Below are 23,090 nucleotides of genomic sequence, written 5' to 3' on the forward strand. Positions count from 1 at the left end.
AGGGCCCGGCGTTGCCCGTCGTCTCCGGACGGGGCCGCGTCAAAGGTCGCGGCAAGGCCGGGTCAGCACTCCACCGCGTACGGCGGCTCGGACACCGGGTCGGGAATACCGGGTTCAGGGTCAACGCCGACTCGGGAGACCAAGCATGCAACCGGACGTCAGCGTCGTGCTCGTCACCGCCAGCGACTCCCGCCGACTCCCGCGCGCCATCGCGTCCGTGCTGGACCAGTCGCTGCGCAACCTCGAACTGATCGTCGTGGACGCGGGCGGCGCCGGAGACACCCCCGAGGTGGTCGCCCGCGCCCGGATGGACGACGCCCGGGTCAGGTACGTCCGCGCGGACGCCCCCAGAGCGGGCGGCGCGGAACACGGGAACGGCCGGCCCGGCGGGGACGGCAACGGTGGCGCGGGTCCTGGAGAGCGCGACGACGGCCCGGGGTACGGGGGTGGCCAGGAACGGGGCGAGGGGGTGACGCGCGGGAGGGCGCGCAACATCGGGCTGGACGCCGTCCGCGCCTCGCACGTGATGTTCCTCAACGACGGGGACGAGCTGACCAGGCACGCCTGCCGGAGCCTGCTGCTGGAGGTGGCCGAGACCGGCGCCGACTTCGCGGCCGGGCAGCTCGCGCGGCGCCGTGACGACACCGGCCGCACCCAGCGATACCGTTCCGAGCTGTTCCGGCTCCGCCGGGTGGTCGAGGGCATCCGCGCCGAGCCCCGGCTGTTCCTCGACGGGTTCGCCACCGGCAAGCTGTACCGGACGGCGTTCCTGCGCGAACAGGGCCTGCGCTTCGCCGAGAACCTGCGCTACGAGGACGTGGTCTTCACCACCGCCCTGTACTGCGCGGCCCGGCGCTTCGCGGTCGTCCCCTGGGTCGTCCACCTCGCGCACCAGGCCGCCACCGGTCCGTGTGGCGACGACATGGACGACCTGCGCGACCGGGTGCGGGCGGCGCAGGTCGGCGACGCGATCCTGCGGGACGGCGGCTACTCGGACCTGGTGGCCGACCGGCAGGGCCGCTTCCTGGCCCAGGACCTGCGCGTCCACCTGGCCAGGCTGCCGCGCCGCGACAAGGCGCGGGTCAAGGAGTTCACCGCGGCGGTGCGGCCGTACCTGGAGGAGTTGCGTCCCGGCGCGCTGAACCGGGCCGATCCGATGATCCGGGTGTGCTGCCACCTGATCAAGGCAGGCCGCTCCGAGGACCTGCTGGTGGCGGCGCGGTCGCTGACCGGCCGCAAGGCCCCGCCCCGGCACGCGCTGCGGGTGGACGGCCGGACATACTGGGGGACGCGCGCCGACCCCGGCCTGGACATCACCGCGCTCCGGCTGGCCGAGCTGCCGTTCGCCGCGAGCCGCATCCGGCACGAGGTGACCGAGATCTCCTGCGAGGGGACGGTCCTGTCGCTGACCCTGCGCACCTATGACCCGTTCGCCGTGCTGCGCCGCTGGCAGTGCGCGGCCGAACTGGTGGTGAAGGGGCTGCGCGTGCCGCTCACGCCGCTGCGGCAACCGGACGGCGGCTACCTGACCCGGGTGGAGGCGGACCTGGCGGAGGCCGGGCTCGACCGGTCCGGGTCCGGCGGACGGCGGGAGGTGCGCGTGGAGTACGTCCGCCCGGACGGGCACCGCACCCGCGACGCGCTGCTGGTCGATCCGCGGACGCCGCCGCTGGTCGTCACCGTGGGCGGGCACCGGGTCACCGTGGCCCCGCACGGCGACAGCGCCGTGCTCGGCGTCTCCTGGCGGCCGGCCCGGACGGTACGCCGGGGAGCGTGGCCGCTGCGCGCGCCGGCCGGGCACGCCGCGCTCAAACGGCTGGTGTACCGGGGCCTGGTGCGCGTGGTGCCCCGCCGCCGTGACCTGGCGCTGTTCCAGTCCGGCGGCGGCGCCGGGTACACCGGCGACCCGCGGTACATCTACGAGGAGATCCGCCGCCGCGGCCTGCCGCTGGAGGTGCGCTGGTCGGCGCGCCCCGGAGCGACCGGCTTCCCCGCGGACGTGCCGCTCGTCCACCCGATGAGCTGGCGGTACCTGTGGACCCTGGCCAGGGCGGGCTACTGGGTGGACGACCACGGGCTGCCACCCGAGCTGCCCAAGCCCAAGGGGACGCGTTACCTGCAGACCTGGCACGGGCAGCCGCTCAAGACGGTCGGGCTGGACTCCCCCGCCCTGCGCGGCGACGCGCCGCGGGCACGCGAACGGTGGCGGGCCACCGTGGCCCGCTGGGACGCGCTCGTCTCCTCCGGCCCGGAGTTCGAACGGGTCTTCGTACCCGCCGCCGAGTACACCGGCAGCGTCCTCGGCTTCGGCTCGCCCCGCTGTGACGTGCTGGTCAACGGCGACCCGTCGGCCGGCCCGAGGGTGCGCGCGGCGCTGGAGATCCCCGACGACCGCCGGGTGCTGCTGTACGCGCCCACCTACCGCGACCTGTCCGCGGGCACCGGCGCGTCGGTGCGCGCCGACCTGGCCGCGCTGGCCGAGGCGGTCGCCGACCGGTGGGTGGTGGTGCTGCGCACCCATCCCGCCGAGAGCTTCACCGTGCCCGAGCCGGTGCGGCACCTGGTGCGGGACGCCGGCGCGTACCCCGAGGTCAACGATCTCATCCTGGCCTCCGACGCCCTGCTCAGCGACTACTCCTCGATCATCTGCGACTACGCCTGCACCGGCCGGCCCATCCTGCTGTACGCCGACGACCTCGACGAGTACGCGCGGGTGGAGCGCGGGCTGTACCACGACCTGCGGGAGATCGCCCCGGGACCGCTCCTGACGACCACCGCCGAACTCGCCGCCGCGCTGCGCGACCTGGACGCGGTCGCCGCCGAGCACGCCGAGCGGTACGCCGACTTCGCGCGGCGCTTCTGCGGGGAGGAGACCGGCAAGGCGGCGGCACGGGTGGTCGAGGCGTTCTTCCCGCACGCGTCCTGCGGCGTGCTGCTCGACGCGCCAGAGGACGCCGCGAGCGGCGCGGGCACGTGAGCAGGGTCGTGTTCGCCTGCGTGGACGCCGACACGCTCGGCGGCGTCCAGCAGGTGACCCACACGCTCGCCCAGGGCCTCGCCCTGCGCGGGCACGAGGTCCACCTGGTCGGCCTGAACCAGACGGCCGAGCCGTTCAGATACGTCCAGCGGCCGCTGTACGAGCGCCACGTCCTGCGGCGACGCCCGCTCGGGGACGGGCCGGGGACGACGCGCCGGCGGGCCGGCCGGCTGCTGTCCGCCATCGGCCCCGAGTACGCGGTGCTGACCTGCCCGGCGACGGTGTCCCTGCTGGCCGGGCTGCTGCCGCCCGGATCGCGGTCCATCGGCCAGTACCACGGCTCGTACGAGCACGCCCGCGGGCACGGTGGCCTCGCCGCCGTGGCCCGCGACTACGCCGCCCTGGACCAGGCCGTGTTCCCCAGCCCGCAGGACGCCCGCCGGTTCGCCGAGGAGGCGCTGCTGCCCAACACCGCCCACCTGCCCAGCCCGCTGCGCGCCTGGCCGGACACGCCGTCCTTCCTGGACGTGCCCCGGGTGCTCGGCGTGGGCCGGCTGGTGCCGGTCAAGCGGTTCGACCGGCTCATCACCGCCTTCGCGCGCGCCGGGCGGACCCGCGGCCGCTGGGAGCTGCACCTGATCGGGGAGGGTCCCGAGCGGGACCGGCTGCGCGCCCACGCCGCCTCGCTCGGCGTGGCCGGCCGCGTGGTGTTCCGCGGCCGGGTGACCGTCGCCGAGATGGGCCGGGAGTACCTCAACGGGGCGATCCTCGGCCTGACCGGCGAACACGAGGGCTTTCCGCTGCCGGTGGCCGAGGCCGCCTCGTACGGCATGCCGTCGGTCGCCTTCGACGTCTCCGCCGGGGTGCGGGCGCTGGTGCTCGACGGCCTCACCGGGGCGCTGGTGCCGCCCGCCGACGTCGACGCGTTCACCGCGGCGCTCAGTGGGCTGATGGCCGACCACGCCCGGCGCCGCCGCCTGGGCGCCGCGGCGCGGGCGCACGCCGCGGCGTACCGGGCCGAGAACGTCCTGGACCGCTGGGAGACGCTGTTCGCGCAGGTGTGCCGCTGACCACCGCGGCGGCCCGCCCGTCAACGGTCCACGAGAGCTGCGGACGGGGCGCGCGGTGGCGGGACGGTGACCGACGCGAGCTGCCCGGAGGTCAGCATGGCCTCCAGCGGGCCCGGCTCGCGCAGGCGGCTGATCCGGTCGCGGGCGACGCGCTTGCGCCAGGCCAGCCACCGCCGGGTCGCCACCCGGTGGTAGGCGAGCAGGTGCTCCGCCGACGGCCGCTCGCACTCCTCGACCTGGTAGCCCCAGGACCGCAGCCGATCGCCCAGCACCCACTCGCACAGCGCGATCTCCCAGGGGGCCAGCCGGGTGGCCCAGCTCCCCACCCGCGCCTGGGTGATCTCCCGGTGGGTGTTGCTGTGCCACACCTTGTGCGCGGGCACCGCCACCGTCGCCACCTGCCGGGGCTCGCACATCGCCGGGTCGAAGTCCTCCCGGAGAAAGCCGCACAGCCGCGCGAGCTCTGCTTCCGGGTCGGCGGTCAGGTCCTCGTACCGCAGCTCGTAGTAGGTGCCCGCGGGCAGCCGGGCGGCGAACCAGCGGCCGAGGTCGATCGTCTCGCGCCAGGTGGAGATCGCGTGGAAGACGTCGTGGGGGTACCAGGGCATCTCCTTGAGCGAGGCGACGCAGTCCCGCCCGTCCCGCACCAGATGGACGAACTGCGCGTCGGGGAACAACCGCAGCATCACCTCCAGGTGCTTGATGTAGCTGGGCCGCTTGTCGCCCCAGCGCGGCTTGCCGAACCGCTGGGCGTACTCGCGGAACGCCTCGCCGATCACCGACCCCAGCGAACCGGGACCCTCGACGGCCTTGCGGACATAGGCGGCGCGGTCCAGGTGAAGCTCGCGGAACTTCGTGGTCTTGTCGGTGGCGATCCACTCGGCCAGCCTGCGGCGGTTCTCCACCACGCGCATGTCGCCGTGCAGCCGCCGGTGGTAGTACGCCGACAGCAGGAACCGCGTCTCCGGCGGCACCGCGATCCGCTCGTGCGCGTGCAGCATGAGCTGCAGCATCGTGGTACCGGAACGCGGGCAGCCGATGACGAAGATGGGCCGGTCAGGACGCATGCTCTCCACTCTGTTCACCATCGTCTACACCCCTGTGAAGAACGGATCGGTCCGCACGTGCCGCTCGCCGTCCGGGCCCGAGGCGGCGTGCGCCGGGTCCGGCGCGACCGCCCGGGTGGACTGCCACATGCGGTAGACCAGGAAGATCTCGTTGAGGACGAGCAGCAGGCCGGCGCCGACGGTCACCGGCAGCAGCGCGGCGGGCCCGAGCAGCGGGCCCGCGACGAACACGGCCGCGTGGAACTCGATGCCGCTCATCAGGTGCGTGCGCACCCGATGGCGGGTGAGGCACAGGACCAGACGCCGCCGCAGGCCGATCGGCGGCGCCTCCGCCTCCGGGGGCTGCGGCACCAGGTGCAGGCGCGGCACGTGGCGGCGGTACGCCGGGCCGAAGGGGCCGTCCCCGTCATGGGGCGCGGCCTTGTCGAAGGAACCGGCCGGAGGCTGCGCGGCGGCCCGGCCGTACGGGGCGGGGCGGCCGAGCGGTGTCGCCTGGTCGAACAGCGCCACCTGGTCGAAGGGGGCCGTGCGGTCGAAGGAGTCCGGCTCGTCGAAGGCGGCCGGCCGGTCGAACGGAGCCGTCTGGTTCTGGTCGAAAGGAGCCCCGGAGTCGTAGAGGTAGGCCCGGTCGTATTCGCTGGACGGCGAGGCCTGCCGGGGGATCAGCGGGGCGCCGTACGGCTCCGCGAGCCGGTCACCGGATCCGCCATCCGCCCCATAGCCGTCTTCCGGCCCGGTCTCGTATCCGCTTCCCGCCGCCGTCCCGGACCCGCTTTCCGAGCCCGTCCCGTATCCGTCCTGCGTGCCGGAGCCCGGGACTTTCGCGCCACCGCCTGAGCCCGCCGGCCCCGGTGCCGGGTCGGGGCCGGGCGAGGCCGCCGCGCGGCGGCAGGCCCCGGACGGCGGCGTCTCCTCGAAGAGGTCGGCCATCTGGTCGTACGGATCGCAGGGGTCATAGGGGTCGGGGACATCGTGCGGATCATCAGGGCCATGAGCATCGCGGGGGACGTGGCAGGCCCGGACGAGCGGCTCACCCGGAGCCGCGGCGATCCCGTAGGAGGCGGCGTACCCGGCCTCCTGGGTCAGCGACTCCACGGCCATGGCGTCGCGCACCGCCGCGAGCTCCTCCCTGCGGGCGGCGCGCCTGCGGGCCTTCACCGTCTGCCGCACCCGCTTCATCTGCGGGCCGTTGACGTACCGGAACAGGTCCAGGACGGCTATCCCCGCGCCCAGCAGCACGTACGCCATCCGTCCCGTGACCGTGTACTGCCCGTAGGCCAGGCCCGCCGCGCAGCAGACCACGCGGATGCGGTCGCCCACGTAGTCCAGCCACAGTCCGAACGGGGTTCCGGTGCCCTTCAGCCGCGCGATCTTGCCGTCCACGCAGTCGATCATGAAGCTCAGGTAGAACAGCCCCGCGCCGAGCACGAGGTGGTTGGCCGCGAAACAGGCCGCGGAGACCATGCCGAGGACCAGCGAGCAGCGCGTCAGCGCGTTCGGGGTGATCTCAGTGCGATTCGCTACGAACAGTGCCACCCGGCAGGCCACCGGGTCGACCATGAACACCGTCCACCATGAGTCTCTGCGTTTGCGCGTCGCGAGGACGTCATCGAGCGAATAGGACCTCATGGCTGCCAGCATGGTCACGTCGGGCCAGCGAAAACTCACCCTCTGTAACTAACATGAGATCTCTGGATGCTTTCTTGACCGCTATGCGCGACTGCCCCCGGCGCCTTGACCCGGCCGCGCGGGAAGCCGTATCGCGTCTCGCCCGCCGCCTTTCCCGGAGCGCGGCACTTCGCCCACCCCATACCGATATTGCACGGCTTATCCGGTTATTAGTGGGGCTGGTATATGGTGTCGCGGCGCCGAGATGAGGAGAAGAACGGTGGGACGAGCGGTTCAGAAGTGGATCCCGGTGGTCATCGCGGGCGCCGTGGCGCTGGCGGCCACGCCGAGCGCGACGGCGGCCACCGCGGGCCAGGCCACCGGCACCGCCGGGCGCGAGCACGCGGCACCCGCCGCGTCCATCCCCTCCGCCGCGCAGCGGTCCGCGTCCGCCGGGAAGGTGAACTGCGCGAAGGTGAAGTGCATCGCGCTGACCTTCGACGACGGCCCCGGCCCGTACACCGGCAAGCTGCTCGACCTGCTGCGCCGGCACCGGACGAAGGTCACGTTCTTCCTGATGGGCGAGCGGGTCGCCACGTCACCCTCCGTCGTCCGCAGGATGGCACGCGACGGACACGAGATCGGCGACCACACCTACGACCACCCGCACCTGCCCTCGCTCCCGGACGACGACATCCGGGACCAGCTGACCCGCACGCAGGACGTCATCCGCAAGGTCACCGGCAGGGAGCCCGGCCTCATGCGCCCGCCGTACGGCGACACCGACGAGCGGGTGAGCGGCATCGCGGCCGAGCTGGGCCTGTCGCAGATCGTGTGGAACGGCACCAGCCGCGACTGGGAGCTGCGCGACACCGCCGCCATCACCAAGAAGGTCCTCGGCCTGGCCAAGCGCGACCGCGTCGTCCTCATGCACGACATCTGGCCCCAGACGGTCAAGGCGATGCCGAAGATCTTGACGACGCTGGAGAAGAAGGGCTACCACGTCGTCCCGGTCACCTCCCTGCTCCGCGGCCGCTCCCTCGCCGCCGGCGAGATCTACCCGGTGGGCGGCTGGAACTGACCCTGCGCACCGGGCCGCGGCGGCGTCGCGAGACACGCGGCAACCAGGCCGGCGTCGCGGGTTCGACGGACACACGCTGCCGCGAGTGCCGGACAGGGCCGCGCGATGGACCGTTCTAGCCCGCGCCGCAAGGGGTCCCCAGCAGGGGGGCACTGGGGCACCCCTGCCTGCCGCCGAAGGCCGGTCCTCCCGCACTGACGGCTGCTAACGTTTCCCGCGTTGTCCTTACCCATGCCCGATGGAGGCTCCGCGGAGATGAGTGACGCGCACGAGAAGGCCGAGCTGTACGCGATGGACATCTCGGACGTGAGCTGGCTCAGCGCACCCGGCAGCACGTCCGACGACCGGATCGAGATCGCCTACCTTTCCGGTGGCGCCGTCGCGCTCCGCAACCCCGGAGACCCCAACGGCACCGTCCTGCGATTCACTCCGGCCGAGTGGAACGCCTTCGTCCTCGGCGTCCGCGACGGCGAGTTCGACGACTGACCGCGCCCCTGCCTCACCGGCCGCGCGGCGTGGATCGGTCCGATCCGGCCGCCGCCCGGCCCGGTCAGCGGGGGACCACGTTCACCACGGCCGCGTTGCCCTGGTCGTCGATCTTGAGTACCGCCGCCGCGCGGTTCGCCCTGAGCTCGCGCTCGACCTGCCGTGCCCGGTCCTCCGGGAGGAACAGGCTGTCGATGCCGCAGCTCAGCGTCCCGTAACCGCTCGTCCAGCAGGCGAGGTAGGGCGGTGCCGCCGGGCGGCGCGGCTCGATGGAGGCGCCCTTCCACAGTGCGCCGTCCCGGACGAGCGGCACGAAGACCTCCCCCGGCGGCAGGTCCTTCGCCGTGGGCAACCCTGGGTAGCCGAGCATGACGTACGCGCCCCGGAACGGGTCGACCGGGTCCACGGGCGCGGTGGCGAGCCGGTAGTCCGCGCCGCCGATGCGGGCCGACAGTTGCGGGCGCAGCACGATGGCGAGCAGCGCCAGTTGCACGAGCACCGCGGCCGCGACCAGAAGCAGGGCACGGCGGGCAGGTGACCGGCGGCCCCGTCCGGACGCCGCTGGGGTGGGCGGTTCGGTCATCTGCGCACCCCCAGGAGGCGGCGGCGTCCGTACTCGGCCAGCGCGCCGGTGACGATGAAGATCACGCCGAGGGCCAGGAACAGCGCGGCGCCCGACAGCAGTGGCTGGAACACCGCGAAACTCTGCGCCGTGACGAAGACCACCAGCGCGGCCGTGGCGATGGCGACCAGGGAGGAGACGTCCCGGCGGGCACCGGACGCGGCGAACCAGCTCGCCGCGAGGATGTAGATCAAGGTGCCGGTCAGCGCCCGGGCCGTCTGTGCGCCGGTGAGCCCGGCCTCGGGGCCATGGAGATCACCGGGCGACCACGAGACCAGGCCGGCCGTGGCGATGATCAGAACGAGCGCCACGAGCACCTCGCGGCGGGCGCCCGGGTCACCGAGCGACAGCGCGGCGCCGGCGGCCACGATCGCGGCGGCGACGCCCGTCCAGATGGCGGGCGAGCCGGACAGGTCGGCGCGTCCGACGCCGGGGAAGGCCGCGACGAACAGCCCGCTCAGGGCGAGCAGGAATCCGGCGCACCGCCACACGGCGGCGAACCGTCCGGACCACCCCGCCCGCGCTATGGGCCCCCCACCCCACCAGGCCGTTCGCCCGCCCCCACCGCGCCCCGTCCCACCGGCCGCCGCACCGCCGGCCTCAGCAGCACCGCCTCCTCCCCCACCGGCCGCCGCGACGGCGACCCCGGCACCGTCTCCCGCCCCACCGGCCGTACCAGCGGTCGCCGCGTCTCCGGCGTCAGCGGTCGCCGGTCTGCCCTCGTGGACGATGGCCAGGCAGACCGCGGCAGCCGCGGCGGCGACCAGGGACAGCGCGACGCCGGCGGCGCCCGCCTGGTCGCCCGCCCACCAGCCGTACCAGAACGATCCGATCGCGAGCGCCGCGACCAGCGGCCCCGCGGCGCGGGTCGCGTACGCGTACGCCAGCGCGCCACCGGCCCAGACGCCCAGCAGGCCGGAGGAGTACGCCGGGACGTGCAGGCTCTGCGCCGCCTGGAAGATCACACCGCCGGCGGCCAGGACCGCGACCAGCCGGGCCGCCGACCTGGCCGCCGGCCCGGTGAGGATCTCACCGAGGACGACGGCGGCCAGCCACACCAGCGTGATCCCCGCGAACCGGGTCACCGGCGACAGCCGGTCCAGGTTGGCCGCGACGATCCAGATGAGCCCCACACCGAGGAAACCGCCGCCGAGCAGCAGGACGAGGCGTTCCAGGCCCAGCCGCCGTCCGGCCGCGTACCGGTCGGCGATCCGCCGTGCCGCGTCCGCGTCGAGCAGGTCCTCCGCCTGCCAGCGGACCAGCTCGCCGTGTAACCAGGCCAGTCGCCGGGCCGGAACCCGCACCTTCACCCGCGTCGGCTCCACCATGCCTAGCCCTTTCCCCCCCATCACCCGGCACCCCAGCGCACCGCCGGACCGGCACCCCGCCGGACCGGCACTCCGGAGGATCGGCACCCGCCCGACCGGTGGCCCTGGCGGACCGATGGCCGCGGCGCGCCGGCCACAGACCGGGTCGCGCGGCCGGTCTCGATCAGATCGAGCCGCCCTGATCGCCGCGGTCCCGCTCAGCATGCCGGGAAACCCGCACCGATGAAAAGGGCCTCGTGACTCCTCCGCTCCCTGAAGGGAGCGGCTTCTCGCTAAGCCGCTCCCGCAGCGTCGCGAAGGGCAAGCCCTGCCCTATGGCACCCTGTCCATCGCCGCGGTCGCCCACTCCCGGCATGCCCGTGCGCCGGGGTCGAGGTCAGGGCTTCACCGGGGCCGGGGAGGTCACTCCCACTCGATGGTGCCCGGCGGCTTGCTGGTGACGTCCAGGACGACGCGGTTGACCTCGCGGACCTCGTTGGTGATGCGGGTGGAGATGCGGGCCAGCACGTCGTACGGGACGCGGGACCAGTCGGCGGTCATGGCGTCCTCGCTGGTCACCGGGCGCAGCACGACGGGATGCCCGTAGGTGCGGCCGTCGCCCTGGACGCCGACCGAGCGGACGTCGGCGAGCAGCACGACCGGGCACTGCCAGATCTCACGGTCGAGACCGGCGCGCGACAGCTCTTCGCGGGCGATGGAGTCGGCCTCGCGCAGGATCGTCAGGCGATCGTGGGTGACCTCGCCGACGATGCGGATGCCGAGGCCGGGGCCGGGGAACGGCTGGCGCCAGACCATGGCGGACGGCAGCCCGAGCTCCTCGCCCGCGCGGCGGACCTCGTCCTTGAAGAGGGTGCGCAGCGGCTCGACCAGCGTGAACCGCAGATCGTCGGGCAGCCCGCCCACGTTGTGGTGGGACTTGATGTTCGCCGTCCCGGTGCCGCCGCCCGACTCGACCACGTCGGGGTAGAGCGTGCCCTGGACGAGGAAGTCGACCGGCCCGTCGGCCAGGATGGCGCGCTGCTCGTCCTCGAAGACCCGGATGAACTCCCGGCCGATGATCTTGCGCTTCTCCTCGGGGTCGGACACCCCGGACAGGGCCTTGAGGAAGCGCTCGGCGGCGTCCACCACCCGGAGCTTCACCCCGGTCGCGGCGACGAAGTCACGCTCGACCTGCTCGGCCTCGCCCTTGCGCAGCAGCCCGTGGTCGACGAACACACAGGTCAGCCGGTCACCGATGGCCCGCTGGACGATCGCGGCGGCCACGGCGGAGTCGACGCCGCCCGACAACCCGCAGATCGCCCGCCCCTCGGGCCCGACCTGCGCGCGGACGGCCTCGATCGCGTCCTCGACGATGTTGAGCATGGTCCAGGTCGGGCGGCAGCCCGCGGCGTCCAGGAAGTGCTTCATCACCGTCTGGCCGTGCTCGGAGTGCAGCACCTCGGGGTGGAACTGCACGCCGTACAGGCCGCGCGAGGGGTCCTCCATGGCGGCGACCGGCGTGTCGGGCGTCCAGGCCGTGACCTGGAAGCCGTCGGGGGCGGCGGCGACGCTGTCGCCGTGCGACATCCACACCGACTGGACGGCGGGCAGCCCGGCGAACAGCACGCCCTCGCTGCCCACGGTCAGCGGTGTGCCGCCGTACTCGGCGGTGCCGGTGCGCGCGACGTCACCGCCGAGGACCCTGGCCATCTCCTGGAAGCCGTAGCAGATGCCCAAGGTGGGCACTCCGGTCTCGAACAGACCCTCCGGGGCGGCCGGCGCGCCCTCGGCGTACACCGAGGCCGGGCCGCCGGACAGGATGATCGCCTTGGGGTTCTTGGCGAGCATCTCGCTCACCGGCATGGTCGAGGGCACGATCTCGGAGTACACATGGCACTCACGGACCCTGCGCGCGATCAGCTGCGCGTACTGTGCGCCGAAGTCGACGACCAGGACCGTGTCGAACTCAGACAACGGAAAGACCCCCAAGGAGAGAAGCGGCGGTGACCACAGTCTATCGATGCCGTCCTCCGCAGGTACGCCCCAGCCGCCCCGGCCTGTGGACGACACGCCCGGCCACCGGCCGGCCTGTGGACAACCGCTCCACGGACCCCGGACCGGTCGCCTTGGCCCGTTCCTGAACCGCGCCTCGCCGCGATGCGTCGTACGGGCATGAAGACTTCGATCGGCACGGCCGCGGCCGTCGCGCTCGCCACCGGGCTCCTGGCGGCGGCGTGCACGGGAGGCGGCCGAGCGGCTCTCCCGGCGGCGGCGCCGGTGCCGCTGGGCGAGATCAAGCTGGTCGCCTACAGCGGATGTGACGACCTGCTGAGCGGTCTGCGCGATGCGACGGCCAGGAACGTCACCCCCTGGGGACTGGACGGCACGATGCTGTTCACCGCGGTCGACCGGGCCGACGCGAGCGGCCGGGCCGCCGCCGACGCGAGCACCGCCGCACCGAGCCACTCCACGACCAACGTCCACGAGGCGGGCGTCGACGAGCCGGACCTGATCAAGACCGATGGCAGGCGCATCGTCACCTACGCCCGTGGCGTGCTGCGCGTGGTGGACGCGGAGACCAAGAAGGAGACCGGCAGCCTGCGACTCGTCCCGGCCGGACAGGGCTGGGCGGGCGCGGACCTGCTGATCCACGGCGACCGCGCGCTCGTGCTGGCCGCCCAGGGCGGGATGGTGCCGTTCGGCGGCCGGGCCGTACGGGCCTCGGCCATCACCGGGCCGCAGTACAAGCTCGTCGACCTGAAGGAGATGAAGCTCCTCGGCTCGCTGACCGTCGACGGGTCGCACGTGGACGCCCGCATGGTGGGCTCCACCGTCCGCATCGTGGTCCGGTCGCAGCCGCGGATCACCTTCCCGGTGCAGGGCCCGGAGCAGAAGGAGGACGAACTGCTGCGGCGCAACCGGGAGATCGTGCGGGCCGCCCCGGCCGACGCCTGGCTGCCCGCGTACGAGATCGCCGGGCCGGACGGCGAGGGCCGACAGCGCAAGGTGGCCTGCGAGCGGGTCAGCCATCCCCGCGACTACACCGGGACCTCGATGCTCACCGTGCACACCGTCGACCTCGCGGCCGGGCTGGACGGGGACGAGACGATCAGCGTCGCCGCCGACGGCGACACCGTGTACGCCACCCCCACCAGCCTGTACGTCACCAGCAACCCGCGCTGGTGGTTCCGGCGCGGCATGATCGACGACACGGTCCGGCCCAGGACGGACCCGGCGCCCGGCGCGGCCGAGGCGACCGTCGCGCCCAGGGACCCGGCGAGCACGCCGCCCGCCGAGAAGGTCGAGCCGACGGGCGACCCATCCATGCCCTCGCTACTGCCCAAGCCGACCGGGACGGTGACGCCGCCCGCGTCCTCCCCCGTCGCGACGCCGAGTGACGGCCCGGAGGCGAGCACGTCCCCCTCTCCTGACCCGACCACGTCCCAGGAGCCGCCCGAGCAGACCGAGATCCACCGGTTCGACATCAGCGGGCCGGGCGCCCCCGGCTACACCGCCTCCGGCGCGGTGCCCGGACGGCTGCTGAACCAGTACTCGCTGTCGGAGTACGAGGGGAACCTGCGGGTCGCCACGACCTCGTCCGGAACGGGCGGCTCGGACTCCGCCGGCGGTTCGAGCGGCGTCTACGTCCTGGACGCGGGCACGCTGGTCAAGAAGGGCGAGGTCACCGGCCTGGGCCGTGGCGAGCGGATCTACTCGGTGCGCTTCATCGGCCCGGTCGGCTACGTGGTGACCTTCCGCCAGGTGGACCCGCTGTACACCCTGGACCTGCGCGACCCGGCCGCCCCGAAGGTCACCGGCGAGCTGAAGATCACCGGGTTCTCGGCCTACCTGCATCCGGCCGGCGACGGGCGGCTGCTCGGCATCGGGCAGGAGGCGAGCGAGGAGGGCAGGACGCAGGGCACCCAGATCTCCCTGTTCGACGTGAGCGACCCGGGTAAGCCCGCGCGGCTGGCGCGGTACCACCAGAAGAACTCCGGCTCCGCGGCCGAGTGGGACCCGCACGCGTTCCTGTACTGGCCCGCGACCGGGCTCGCCGTGGTGCCGCTGAGCAGCTGGGGCGGCAGGACCGACGACTTCCAGACCTCCGCCCTGGTGCTGCGGGTGGGCACCGACTCGATCGGAACCCGCGGGACGATCACCCATCCGAAGGCGAAGGGCCGGGAGGGCTTCGCGCCGGACACCCCGACGATCCAGCGGTGCCTGGTCATCGGGGACACCCTGTGGACGCTGTCCGACGCGGGACTCAAGGCCAGCGACGCCACGACCTTGACCGACCAGGGCTGGATCCCGTTCGAGAAGTGACCAACCCGAGCCGGAGGCCCTGGGCAGCGATCACCCGGGTTCCGGCCACCGGGGGAACAGGCTTCCGGGCCGCACCGCGCAGTGCGGCCCGGAAGACGGGCCGCGCGGCCACGGCAGGCGGGAGCCGGGCCGCGCGGCCCCCACGAACCCGGCCCCATCACACCAGGGCGGGCGAATGACGGCCGAGACGAGGGGTCAGACGGGTTTGGTGTCGGGCTCGGCTACGGGGACGATGTCGGGGGCGCCCAGGCGGATCGCGTCGGCCTCCTGGTCGGTGTCCTGTTCCTGCGAGGCACGCTCGGCCTCAACGCGCTTGGCGTAGTACTCGACCTCGCGCTTGACCTGCTCGGTGTCCCAGCCCAGCGGCCCGGCCAGCAGTTCGGCGGCCTCCTGGGCGACGGCGGTGCCCCGGTGGAAGGTCTCGATCGAGATGCGCGTGCGGCGGGCGAGCACGTCGTTCAGGTGGCGCGCACCCTCGTGGGTGGCCGCGTACACCACCTCGGCCCGCAGGTAGTCGTCGGCGCCGGCCAGCGGGCGCCCCAGCGACGGGTCGGCCTCGATCAGCGCGAGCAGCTCGTCGATCATGGACCCGTGCCGCTGCAGCAGGTGCTCGATGCGCGCGACGTGCAGCCCCGAGGACCGCGCGAGCCGGTGGCGCTGGTTCCACAGCGCCTGGTAGCCGACGGCCCCCACCAGCGGGACCCGGTCGGTGCAGGACGGCGGCACCCGGTGGTCGAGGGCGTGCGCGACCGCGTCCACCGCGTCCTTGGCCATCACGCGGTACGTGGTGTACTTCCCGCCCGCGATCATCAGCAGGCCGGGGACCGGGTGGGTCACGACGTGCTCGCGCGACAGCTTGGAGGTCTCCTCCGACTCCCCGGCGAGCAGCGGGCGCAGGCCCGCGTACACCCCTTCGACGTCGTCGCGGGTCAGCGGCACCGACAGCACCTCGTTGACGTGGTCGAGCACGTAGTCGATGTCCTGGCGCGAGGCCGCCGGGTGGGCCTTGTCCAGCGACCAGTGGGTGTCGGTCGTGCCGACGATCCAGTGCCGTCCCCAGGGGATCACGAACAGCACCGACTTCTCGGTGCGCAGGATGATGCCGGTCAGCGAGTGGATGCGGTCGCGCGGAACGACCAGGTGGATGCCCTTGGACGCCCGCACGTGGATCTGGCCGCGCCCGCCCACCATCTCCTGGATCTCGTCGGTCCACACGCCGGTCGCGTTGACCACCTGCCGCGCCCGGATGTTCAGCTCGGCGCCGCCCTCCAGGTCGCGCACCCGCACCCCGGTGACCCGCTCCCCCTCGCGCAGGAAACCGATCACCGCGGTACGGGAGGCCACCTGCGCCCCGTAGGAGACGGCGGTGCGCAGCAGCGACGTGACGTACCGCGCGTCGTCCACCTGGGCGTCCCAATATTGCACCGCGCCGGTGAGCGAGGTCTTGCGCAGGGCCGGGGCCAGCCTGAGCGCGCGGCGCCGCGACAGGTGCCGGTGGCCGGGGATGCCGCGGTTCAGGCCGCTGGAGAAGCCCAGCGTGTCGTACAGGGTCAGGCCGGCGCCGACGTAGGGCCGCTCCCACACGTGGTGGGTCAGCGGGAACAGGAACGGCACGGGACGCACCAGGTGCGGGGCGATGCGCTGCAGGAGCAGCCCTCGTTCCTGCAGCGCCTCGCGCACGAGGTCGAAGTTCAGCTGCTCCAGGTAGCGCACGCCGCCGTGGATCAGCTTGGAGGAGCGGGAGGAGGTGCCGGAGGCGAAGTCGCGCGCCTCGACCAGGCCGACGGTGAGCCCGCGGGTCGCGGCGTCCAGCGCGACGCCCGCGCCGACCACGCCGCCGCCGACGACGAACACGTCCAGCTCGTGCCCGGGATCGGACATCCAGGCCAGCGCCGCCGCGCGTTCGGCCGGGCCCATGCGCGCCGAGTGCATCCCCCCGACGCCGAACGGCCCTGCGCTCGCATCCTTGACCGCCTCGGCCCGGCCCGCTGTCTGCGCTGTCATCTGCGACCCCCTGGGGTACGGCTCGTCGCGTCGTGTCCCATATCTACCCGTGAGTAGATACCAGCATGCGATCGCCGGACCGCACCGGGGTCGGCGTAACCGGCCCGGCGGCCCGGCTCACCGGTCCACCTGCCGCTCAGGGATCACTTCCGCCCCAACCGGTACCACGTAGATTTTTTCGCCGGTGCCCGCCCGCCAGGCCCGCTCGTCAAGTCCCTCACCCGTCATCGGCCTGCCTCCCCGATGACGGTCCGGGCGCCCGGTTCTCGGTTTCGGTGGCTCGCCGAGACCGGCGCCGTCGCTTCGAACGGCCGACTCAGGGCGTGCCGCACCGCCGTCAGACGCGCAGCACCTGCAGACCGGCGTTCATGAAGCCCTCGGCATCGGCGTCGGGGAGGCTCGCGTCGGTGATGAGCGTGTCGATGCGGTCGATGTCGCAGATCTTGGCGAACACCCGGCGGCCGATCTTCGAGGCGTCGGCGACGGCCACCACGCGGGCGGCCCGGCCGATCAGCAGGTTGTTGACGCTCGCCTCACCCTCGTGGTGCGCGGAGGCGCCCGCCGCGACGTCGATCCCGTCGACGCCGAGGAAGGCGATGTCCAGGGTGACCTGCTGCAGCACCCCGGAGGAGAGCGGGCCGATCAGCTCGTACGACTGGGGACGGGCCACCCCGCCGGTGAGGACGATCTTGATGTTCTGGCGGACGGTCAGCTCGGCGGCGATGTTGAGCGCGTTGGTGACCACGGTGATCCGCGCGCTCTGCGGGGTCCGCGCGGCGATGGTGCGCGCGACCTCCGAGGTGGTCGTCCCGCCGTTCATGCCGACCACGGCACCGGGCTGGACCAGGGCGGCCGCCGCCTGGGCGATGCGCTGCTTCTCCCCGGCGCGCCTGGCCGTCTTGTACCGCAGCGGCAGGTCGTAGCTGACGCTCTGGGCCACGGCGCCGCCGCGCGTGCGCATGAGCATCTGCTGCTGGGACAGCTCGTCGAAGTCACGCCGGATCGTCGCGGTGGACACCTGGAGGGTGCCGGCGGCCTCCTCGACCGTCAGGCGTCCGTGCCGGGCGAGCAGCTCCAGCAGGGCGTTCCAGCGTTCGTACCGGCTCATGGCCCCACAGCGTGGCACACCGGGCGGCCACAATCATCTCACTCGCCCGTCTTAACTGCGTGATCCTGCATGATCGTGCGATACAACGTGCAGAAGGGAGCAAAACCGAGGAGTGGCCCGTGACAACGCACACCGAGACCGAGATCGCCTCGCAGCCCGAGTGCTGGCGCCGGGGCATCGCGATGGCCGCCGGCGCTCCGCTCCCCCGGCCCGGCGAGCGGGTGGCGGTGGTCGGCTGCGGCACCTCCTGGTACATCGCCCAGGCGTACGCGGTGCTGCGTGAGCGGGCCGGGCACGGCGAGACCGACGCCTTCCCCGCCTCCGAGGCCCCGATCTTCGCCTCTTCCACCACCCGGGAGCCCGCTCACGGGCCCCTTCCCGCCGAGCCCACGGAGTCCGGCACCCGTACCGCGTCACCGGCCGCGCCCGCCGCCTCGTCCGGGCCGCCGCCGACCGACCGCCCGTCCCCAGTTCGGGGACGGGCCTATGACCGGGTGCTCGCGCTGACCAGGTCCGGGACGACCACCGAGGTCCTCACCCTGCTGCGCCACCTCGACGGCACCCCGGTCACCGTCATCACCGCCGACCCCGACGCGCCGGTCATCGGCCTCGCCGACGAGGCCGTCGTGCTGGACTTCGCCGACGAGCGGTCCGTCGTCCAGACGCGCTTCGCCACCACGCAGCTCGCCCTGCTCCGCGCCCACCTCGGCGAAGATCTCTCCCGGGCCCTGGACGACGCCGGCCGCGCGATCCGCGAGCCGGTCGAGGCGACCCTGCGGGCCGCCGAGCAGTTCACCTTCCTCGGCCGGGGGTGGACCTGCGGGCTCGCGCACGAGGCCGCGCTGAAGATGCGCGAGGCGTCCCGCGCCTGGACCGAGGCCTACCCCGCCATGGAGTACCGCCACGGCCCGATCAGCATCGCCGGTCCGAGGAGGGTCACGTGGATGCTGGGCGCCGCCCCGAAAGGGCTGGCCGCGGAGGTGCGCGCGACGGGCGGCGCCTTCGTCGGCGGGGACGACGACCCGATGGCCGAGCTGGTGCGCGTCCAGCGGGTCGCGGTCGCCCGGGCGCTGGCGCTCGGACTGGACCCCGACCGGCCGCTCCACCTGACCCGGTCTGTGATCCTGTCGGCATGAGCATCACACTCGCCGACGCCCGCGTCGTCACCCCCGCCGGCGTCCACGACGGCTGGATCACCATCGAGGACGGGCGCATCACCCATGTCGGCCGCGGCCAGGCCCCGCGCGGGGACGGGCACGGCCTGGGCGGGCGGTACGTCGTCCCCGGGTTCGTCGACATCCACACGCATGGCGGGGCCGGCGGGTCCTTCCCGTCCGGGGACCAGGAGGAGGCCCGGCGGGTCGCCGGCTTCCACGCCGCACACGGCACGACGACGATCGTGGCCAGCCTGGTCACCGCCGCACCACCCGACCTCGCGCGCGCCACGGCGGCACTGGCCGAGCTGTGCGACGACGGGGTGCTGGCCGGAATCCACTTCGAGGGGCCGTACATCGCCCGGTCGCGCTGCGGGGCCCACGACCCGGCGCTGCTGCGCGACCCGTCCCCCAGAGAGCTGGCCGAGCTGCTCAAGGCCGGGCACGGGCACGTCCGCATGGTCACCATAGCCCCCGAGCTGCCCGGCGGCCTGGACACGGTGCGGGCCGCGGTCTCCGAGGGCGTCATCGCGGCCCTCGGGCACAGCGACGCGAGCTATGAGCAGGCCATCGCGGGCATCGAGGCCGGCTGCACCGTGGCCACCCACCTGTTCAACGCCCTGCCGTCGCTGCACCACCGGGAGCCGGGCCCGGTGGCCGCGCTGCTGGAGGACGAGCGGGTGACCGTGGAGCTGATCAACGATGGCCTGCACGTGCACCCGGCGATGCTCCGGCTGGCGGCGCGCGCGGCCGGCACCGGACGCGCGGTGCTGATCACCGACGCGATGGCGGCCGCCGGCATGGGGGACGGCGCCTACCGGCTCGGCTCGATGGAGGTCGAGGTGTCCGGCGGCGCGGCCCGGCTGGTCGAGGGCGGCGCCATCGCCGGCAGCACGCTGACGATGGACCTCGCCTTCCGCCGCACCGTCCAGGAGGTCGGGCTGACGGTGGCCGAGGCCGCCGTGCTGGCCTCGCTCACCCCGGCCCGCGTGCTCGGCGTGGACGACCGCGTCGGGTCGATCGCCGTCGGCAAGGACGCCGACCTCGTCGTCCTCGACGACGACCTGACGGTGCACCGCGTGATGCGCCACGGCGCCTGGCTCAGCACCACCTGACGTTCCGCCGCGACCGACACGGTCCCGCGCGCGACACCACGCGGGACCGGGTGGCGGACGACAGGGTCAGGGGCTGTGCGGGGCGACGACGACCTCGACGCGCTGGAACTCCTTCAGGTCGGAGTAGCCCGCGGTGGCCATCGTGCGGCGCAGGGCGCCCATGAGGTTCATCGAGCCGTCGGCGACGGAGGACGGCCCGTGCAGGATCTGCTCCAGCGTGCCGATGGTGCCGACCTCGACGCGGGCGCCGCGCGGCAGCTCACCGTGGTGCGCCTCCGAGCCCCAGTGGTGGCCCCGGCCGGGAGCCTCGCTGGCGCGGGCCAAGGGCGAGCCGACCATGACGGCGTCGGAGCCGCAGGCGATGGCCTTGGCGATGTCACCGGAGCTGGTCATGCCACCGTCGGCGATCACGTGGACGTACCGGCCGCCCGACTCGTCGAGGTAGTCGCGGCGCGCGGCGGCGACGTCGCCGATCGCGGTGGCCATGGGCACCGCCACGCCGAGCACCGTGCGGGTGGTGTGCCCGGAGCCGCCGCCGAACCCGACGAGCACCCCGGCCGCGCCGGTGCGCATCAGGTGGAGGGCAGCGGTGTAGGTGGCACAGCCGCCGACGATCACCGGCACGTCGAGCTCGTAGATGAACTGCTTGAGGTTGAGCGGCTCGGCGCGGCCGGAGACGTGCTCGGCCGAGACGGTGGTGCCGCGGATGACGAAGATGTCGACCCCGGCGTCGATGACCGCCTTGTAGTGCTGGGCGGTGCGCTGCGGCGACAGCCGCGCGGCGGTGGTCACGCCCGCGGACCGGATCTCCTCGATGCGGCGGCCGATGAGCTCGTCGCTGATCGGCGCCGAGTAGATCTCCTGGAGCCGCCGGGTCGCGGCCTCGCCGCGCAGCTCGGCGACCTCCGACAGCAGCGGGGCGGGGTCCTCGTAGCGGGTCCACAGGCCTTCGAGGTCGAGGACGGCGAGCCCGCCGAGGTGCCCGATCTGGATGGCGGTCTGCGGCGAGACGACGCTGTCCATCGGGCTGACCACGATGGGCAGGTCGAAACGGTAGGCGTCGATCTGCCAGGCGATGGAAACCTCTTCGGGGTCACGGGTGCGCCGCGACGGCACGATGCCGATCTCGTCCAGCGCGTACGCGCGGCGCCCGCTCTTGCCACGCCCGATCTCTACCTGAGTCATGATCTCGCCGTTCCCGTCCTTCGAAGAAGCCGCTGTGCTCGTTGGTCAATACCCTGGCCCACCGCATTATCCGCAATCACCGGGCGCGGCCGGCCCCCCACCCCACGCCCGGAGCCTCCGCCCGGCCGGACGACGCCCTCGGCCGCCGGACCGATCGGGGGGCGCCGCCCCGGACGCGCCTCCCGGCGGTGCGGTGGCACGACGCCGCACGCCTCTGATGGGGCGCCGTGCGGAGCCACAGGGCCGGCTCAGCGGCCGTGGTAGTTGGGGGCCTCGACGGTCATCTGGATGTCGTGCGGGTGGCTCTCGGTGAGGCCGGCCGCGGTGATCGGCATCAGCATGGCCTTCTCGTGCAGGTCGGCGATGGTGCGCGCCCCGGTGTACCACATGCCCTGGCGCAGGCCGCCGACCAGCTGGTGGGCCACCGCCGCCACGGGGCCACGGTAGGGCACCTGGCCCTCGATGCCCTCGGGGATGAACTTGTCCTCGCTGGCGACGCTCTCCTGGGAGTAGCGGTCCTTGCTGTAGGAGCCGCCGCGCTCGCGGTTGCGGACGGCGCCCAGCGACCCCATGCCGCGGTAGGACTTGAACTGCTTGCCGTTGATGAAGATCAGCTCGCCCGGCGACTCTTCGCAGCCGGCGAGCAGGGAGCCCAGCATGACGGTGTTGGCGCCGGCGGCGAGGGCCTTGGCGATGTCGCCGGAGTACTGCAGGCCGCCGTCGCCGATCACCGGCACCCCGGCGGGCCCGCAGGCGAGCGACGCCTCGTGGATGGCGGTCACCTGCGGCGCGCCCACGCCGGCCACGACGCGGGTGGTGCAGATGGAGCCGGGGCCGACCCCGACCTTGACCGCGTCGGCGCCGGCGTCGATGAGCGCCTGGGCGCCGGCCCGGGTCGCGACGTTGCCGCCGACGACGTCCACCCGGCCGTTCGCCTTGATCTTGGCGACCATGTCGCACACGCCTCGGGAGTGACCGTGGGCGGTGTCCACGATGATCACGTCCACCCCGGCGTCGATGAGCGCCATCGCGCGCTGCTCGGCGTCACCGGCGACGCCCACGGCCGCGCCCACGACCAGCCGGCCGTCGGCGTCCTTGGTCGCGAGAGGATATTGCTCGCTCTTGGTGAAGTCTTTGACCGTGATGAGGCCGCGCAGCCGGCCGTCGGGGTCGACGAGGGGGAGCTTCTCCACCTTGTTCTGCCGCAGGAGGCGGAACGCCTCGTCGCGGGACACGCCGACCGGCGCGGTGACCAGCGGCATGGGGGTCATGACCTGGCGCACCGGGCGGCTGTGGTCGGTCTCGAACCGCATGTCGCGGTTGGTGACGATGCCGACCAGGACGCCGTGCTCGTCGGTGACCGGCAGGCCGGAGATGCGGTAGGTGGCGCACAGCCGCTCGACGTCGGCCAGGGTGTCCTCGGGCGAACAGGTCACGGGGTTGGTGACCATGCCGGCCTCGGAGCGCTTGACCAGGTCGGCCTGCTGGGCCTGCTCCTCGATCGACAGGTTGCGGTGCAGGATGCCGATGCCGCCCTGACGGGCCATCGCCACGGCCATGCGCGCCTCGGTGACGGTGTCCATGGCGGCGGAGACCAGGGGGATGCGCAAGGTGATCGAGCGCGACAGGAGCGTGGTGGTATCGGCCTCGCCCGGCTGCAGATCGGAATACGCGGGGACCAGCAGCACGTCGTCGAACGTGAGCCCGGTCTCGGTGAACTTGGCCATCTGCAATCCTCCTGCCATGGCGCTCTCAAGATGGGGAAAGGCGCCGGCCCCCTGCGGTCAGTTTAGTGGTCCGGTCATCACCGGTTCCGCGCTCCTGTGGACAACCGGGCCCACGGCCCGCCGCCCTGTGGACGACGTGCTGTGGACTCCGCCAGAACCCCGAGCCCTTCGGCCCCCCGCGGACACCGGCGCGAAACGACGGCCGCCCGAGCGGATCATCCGGACCGGGCCCTGGTGGCCGGTGACAGGCGTACCT

16 protein-coding genes are annotated in these 23,090 nt (G+C 73.4%); 7 read left to right on the plus strand and 9 right to left on the minus strand.

Going from position 1 to position 23,090, the window contains the following annotated elements; genetic code table 11:
- Positions 1 to 145 precede the first annotated feature (145 nt).
- Both IEY93_RS09920 and IEY93_RS09925 read left to right on the plus strand, forming a co-directional pair.
- On the plus strand, positions 146 to 2,977 hold the full coding sequence (locus tag IEY93_RS09920) for a bifunctional glycosyltransferase/CDP-glycerol:glycerophosphate glycerophosphotransferase (protein WP_189162700.1): 2,832 nt from the start codon (positions 146 to 148) through the stop codon (positions 2,975 to 2,977).
- Entirely contained in the window at positions 2,974 to 4,047 is a 1,074-nt protein-coding gene (locus IEY93_RS09925) for a glycosyltransferase (RefSeq protein WP_189162701.1), read from the plus strand. Before IEY93_RS09920 ends, IEY93_RS09925 begins: the two co-directional genes overlap by 4 nt.
- A gap of 20 nt (positions 4,048 to 4,067) precedes the next feature.
- Here IEY93_RS09925 and IEY93_RS09930 read toward each other — a convergent pair whose 3' ends face one another.
- Together IEY93_RS09930 and IEY93_RS37975 are read right to left on the minus strand one after the other, a co-directional pair.
- Positions 4,068 to 5,114, minus strand: a complete 1,047-nt coding sequence (locus IEY93_RS09930; protein ID WP_189162702.1) for a sulfotransferase family protein — start codon at positions 5,112 to 5,114, stop codon at positions 4,068 to 4,070.
- Between the two features lie 24 nt (positions 5,115 to 5,138).
- Positions 5,139 to 6,743 carry a CDP-alcohol phosphatidyltransferase family protein gene (locus IEY93_RS37975; RefSeq protein ID WP_229691014.1) on the minus strand — a complete coding sequence of 535 codons (1,605 nt, stop codon included), beginning with the start codon at positions 6,741 to 6,743 and terminating at the stop codon, positions 5,139 to 5,141.
- Positions 6,744 to 7,002: 259 nt separating this feature from the next.
- Between IEY93_RS37975 and IEY93_RS09940 the strand changes: the two genes are divergently transcribed.
- The gene (locus tag IEY93_RS09940) at positions 7,003 to 7,803 is read left to right on the plus strand and encodes a polysaccharide deacetylase family protein (protein WP_203968548.1); all 801 of its coding nucleotides are present in this window, start codon (positions 7,003 to 7,005) and stop codon (positions 7,801 to 7,803) included.
- Between the two features lie 255 nt (positions 7,804 to 8,058).
- Positions 8,059 to 8,289, plus strand: coding sequence for a DUF397 domain-containing protein (locus IEY93_RS09945; RefSeq protein ID WP_189162703.1), 231 nt, complete (start codon positions 8,059 to 8,061; stop codon positions 8,287 to 8,289).
- Between the two features lie 64 nt (positions 8,290 to 8,353).
- Here the strand turns inward: IEY93_RS09945 and IEY93_RS09950 are convergent, their stop codons facing one another.
- The 3 genes from IEY93_RS09950 to guaA form a co-directional block, all read right to left on the minus strand.
- On the minus strand, positions 8,354 to 8,872 hold the full coding sequence (locus IEY93_RS09950) for a GDYXXLXY domain-containing protein (RefSeq protein ID WP_189162704.1): 519 nt from the start codon (positions 8,870 to 8,872) through the stop codon (positions 8,354 to 8,356).
- The gene (locus tag IEY93_RS09955; RefSeq protein WP_189162705.1) at positions 8,869 to 10,239 is read right to left on the minus strand and encodes a DUF2157 domain-containing protein; all 1,371 of its coding nucleotides are present in this window, start codon (positions 10,237 to 10,239) and stop codon (positions 8,869 to 8,871) included. Before IEY93_RS09955 ends, IEY93_RS09950 begins: the two co-directional genes overlap by 4 nt.
- Positions 10,240 to 10,641: 402 nt before the next feature.
- A complete protein-coding gene (guaA, locus tag IEY93_RS09960) occupies positions 10,642 to 12,207 on the minus strand; it encodes a glutamine-hydrolyzing GMP synthase (RefSeq protein ID WP_372444495.1) in 1,566 nt (521 codons plus the stop codon).
- A 183-nt stretch (positions 12,208 to 12,390) separates the two neighbouring features.
- On the opposite strand from guaA, the gene IEY93_RS09965 reads away from it, so the two are divergent.
- Complete coding sequence (locus tag IEY93_RS09965) at positions 12,391 to 14,541, plus strand: beta-propeller domain-containing protein (protein ID WP_189162706.1); 2,151 nt, start codon at positions 12,391 to 12,393, stop codon at positions 14,539 to 14,541.
- Positions 14,542 to 14,736: 195 nt separating this feature from the next.
- Here the strand turns inward: IEY93_RS09965 and IEY93_RS09970 are convergent, their stop codons facing one another.
- Together IEY93_RS09970 and IEY93_RS09975 are read right to left on the minus strand one after the other, a co-directional pair.
- Positions 14,737 to 16,473, minus strand: a complete 1,737-nt coding sequence (locus IEY93_RS09970) for a glycerol-3-phosphate dehydrogenase/oxidase (protein ID WP_189162790.1) — start codon at positions 16,471 to 16,473, stop codon at positions 14,737 to 14,739.
- A gap of 409 nt (positions 16,474 to 16,882) precedes the next feature.
- The gene (locus IEY93_RS09975) at positions 16,883 to 17,653 is read right to left on the minus strand and encodes a DeoR/GlpR family DNA-binding transcription regulator (protein WP_189162707.1); all 771 of its coding nucleotides are present in this window, start codon (positions 17,651 to 17,653) and stop codon (positions 16,883 to 16,885) included.
- A 119-nt stretch (positions 17,654 to 17,772) separates the two neighbouring features.
- Between IEY93_RS09975 and IEY93_RS09980 the strand changes: the two genes are divergently transcribed.
- Positions 17,773 to 18,789 (plus strand): SIS domain-containing protein, encoded by a 1,017-nt coding sequence (locus IEY93_RS09980; RefSeq protein WP_229691015.1) that lies wholly within the window; start codon positions 17,773 to 17,775, stop codon positions 18,787 to 18,789.
- The gene (gene nagA / locus IEY93_RS09985) at positions 18,786 to 19,922 is read left to right on the plus strand and encodes an N-acetylglucosamine-6-phosphate deacetylase (protein WP_189162708.1); all 1,137 of its coding nucleotides are present in this window, start codon (positions 18,786 to 18,788) and stop codon (positions 19,920 to 19,922) included. The genes IEY93_RS09980 and nagA overlap by 4 nt, the downstream gene beginning before the upstream one ends.
- A gap of 66 nt (positions 19,923 to 19,988) precedes the next feature.
- On the opposite strand, the gene IEY93_RS09990 is transcribed toward nagA, so the two are convergent.
- Positions 19,989 to 21,107, minus strand: a complete 1,119-nt coding sequence (locus IEY93_RS09990) for a GuaB3 family IMP dehydrogenase-related protein (RefSeq protein WP_189162709.1) — start codon at positions 21,105 to 21,107, stop codon at positions 19,989 to 19,991.
- A 248-nt stretch (positions 21,108 to 21,355) separates the two neighbouring features.
- Positions 21,356 to 22,834 (minus strand): IMP dehydrogenase, encoded by a 1,479-nt coding sequence (guaB, locus tag IEY93_RS09995; RefSeq protein ID WP_189162710.1) that lies wholly within the window; start codon positions 22,832 to 22,834, stop codon positions 21,356 to 21,358.
- Positions 22,835 to 23,090: the final 256 nt, after the last annotated feature.

It is taken from the genome of Sphaerisporangium melleum (assembly GCF_014646695.1).
GTDB classification, from domain to species: domain Bacteria; phylum Actinomycetota; class Actinomycetes; order Streptosporangiales; family Streptosporangiaceae; genus Sphaerisporangium; species Sphaerisporangium melleum.

Bases quoted from the DNA above. Each gene is read 5' to 3' on its own strand.
- IEY93_RS09920 (WP_189162700.1), top strand. From the start codon at position 146: ATGCAACCGGACGTCAGCGTCGTGCTCGTCACCGCCAGCGACTCCCGC.
- IEY93_RS09930 (WP_189162702.1), bottom strand. From the start codon at position 5,114: ATGCGTCCTGACCGGCCCATCTTCGTCATCGGCTGCCCGCGTTCCGGT.
- IEY93_RS37975 (WP_229691014.1), bottom strand. From the start codon at position 6,743: ATGAGGTCCTATTCGCTCGATGACGTCCTCGCGACGCGCAAACGCAGA.
- IEY93_RS09945 (WP_189162703.1), top strand. From the start codon at position 8,059: ATGAGTGACGCGCACGAGAAGGCCGAGCTGTACGCGATGGACATCTCG.
- IEY93_RS09950 (WP_189162704.1), bottom strand. From the start codon at position 8,872: ATGACCGAACCGCCCACCCCAGCGGCGTCCGGACGGGGCCGCCGGTCA.
- IEY93_RS09955 (WP_189162705.1), bottom strand. From the start codon at position 10,239: ATGGTGGAGCCGACGCGGGTGAAGGTGCGGGTTCCGGCCCGGCGACTG.
- IEY93_RS09965 (WP_189162706.1), top strand. From the start codon at position 12,391: ATGAAGACTTCGATCGGCACGGCCGCGGCCGTCGCGCTCGCCACCGGG.
- IEY93_RS09970 (WP_189162790.1), bottom strand. From the start codon at position 16,473: ATGCACTCGGCGCGCATGGGCCCGGCCGAACGCGCGGCGGCGCTGGCC.
- IEY93_RS09975 (WP_189162707.1), bottom strand. From the start codon at position 17,653: ATGAGCCGGTACGAACGCTGGAACGCCCTGCTGGAGCTGCTCGCCCGG.
- nagA (WP_189162708.1), top strand. From the start codon at position 18,786: ATGAGCATCACACTCGCCGACGCCCGCGTCGTCACCCCCGCCGGCGTC.
- IEY93_RS09990 (WP_189162709.1), bottom strand. From the start codon at position 21,107: ATGACTCAGGTAGAGATCGGGCGTGGCAAGAGCGGGCGCCGCGCGTAC.
- guaB (WP_189162710.1), bottom strand. From the start codon at position 22,834: ATGGCCAAGTTCACCGAGACCGGGCTCACGTTCGACGACGTGCTGCTG.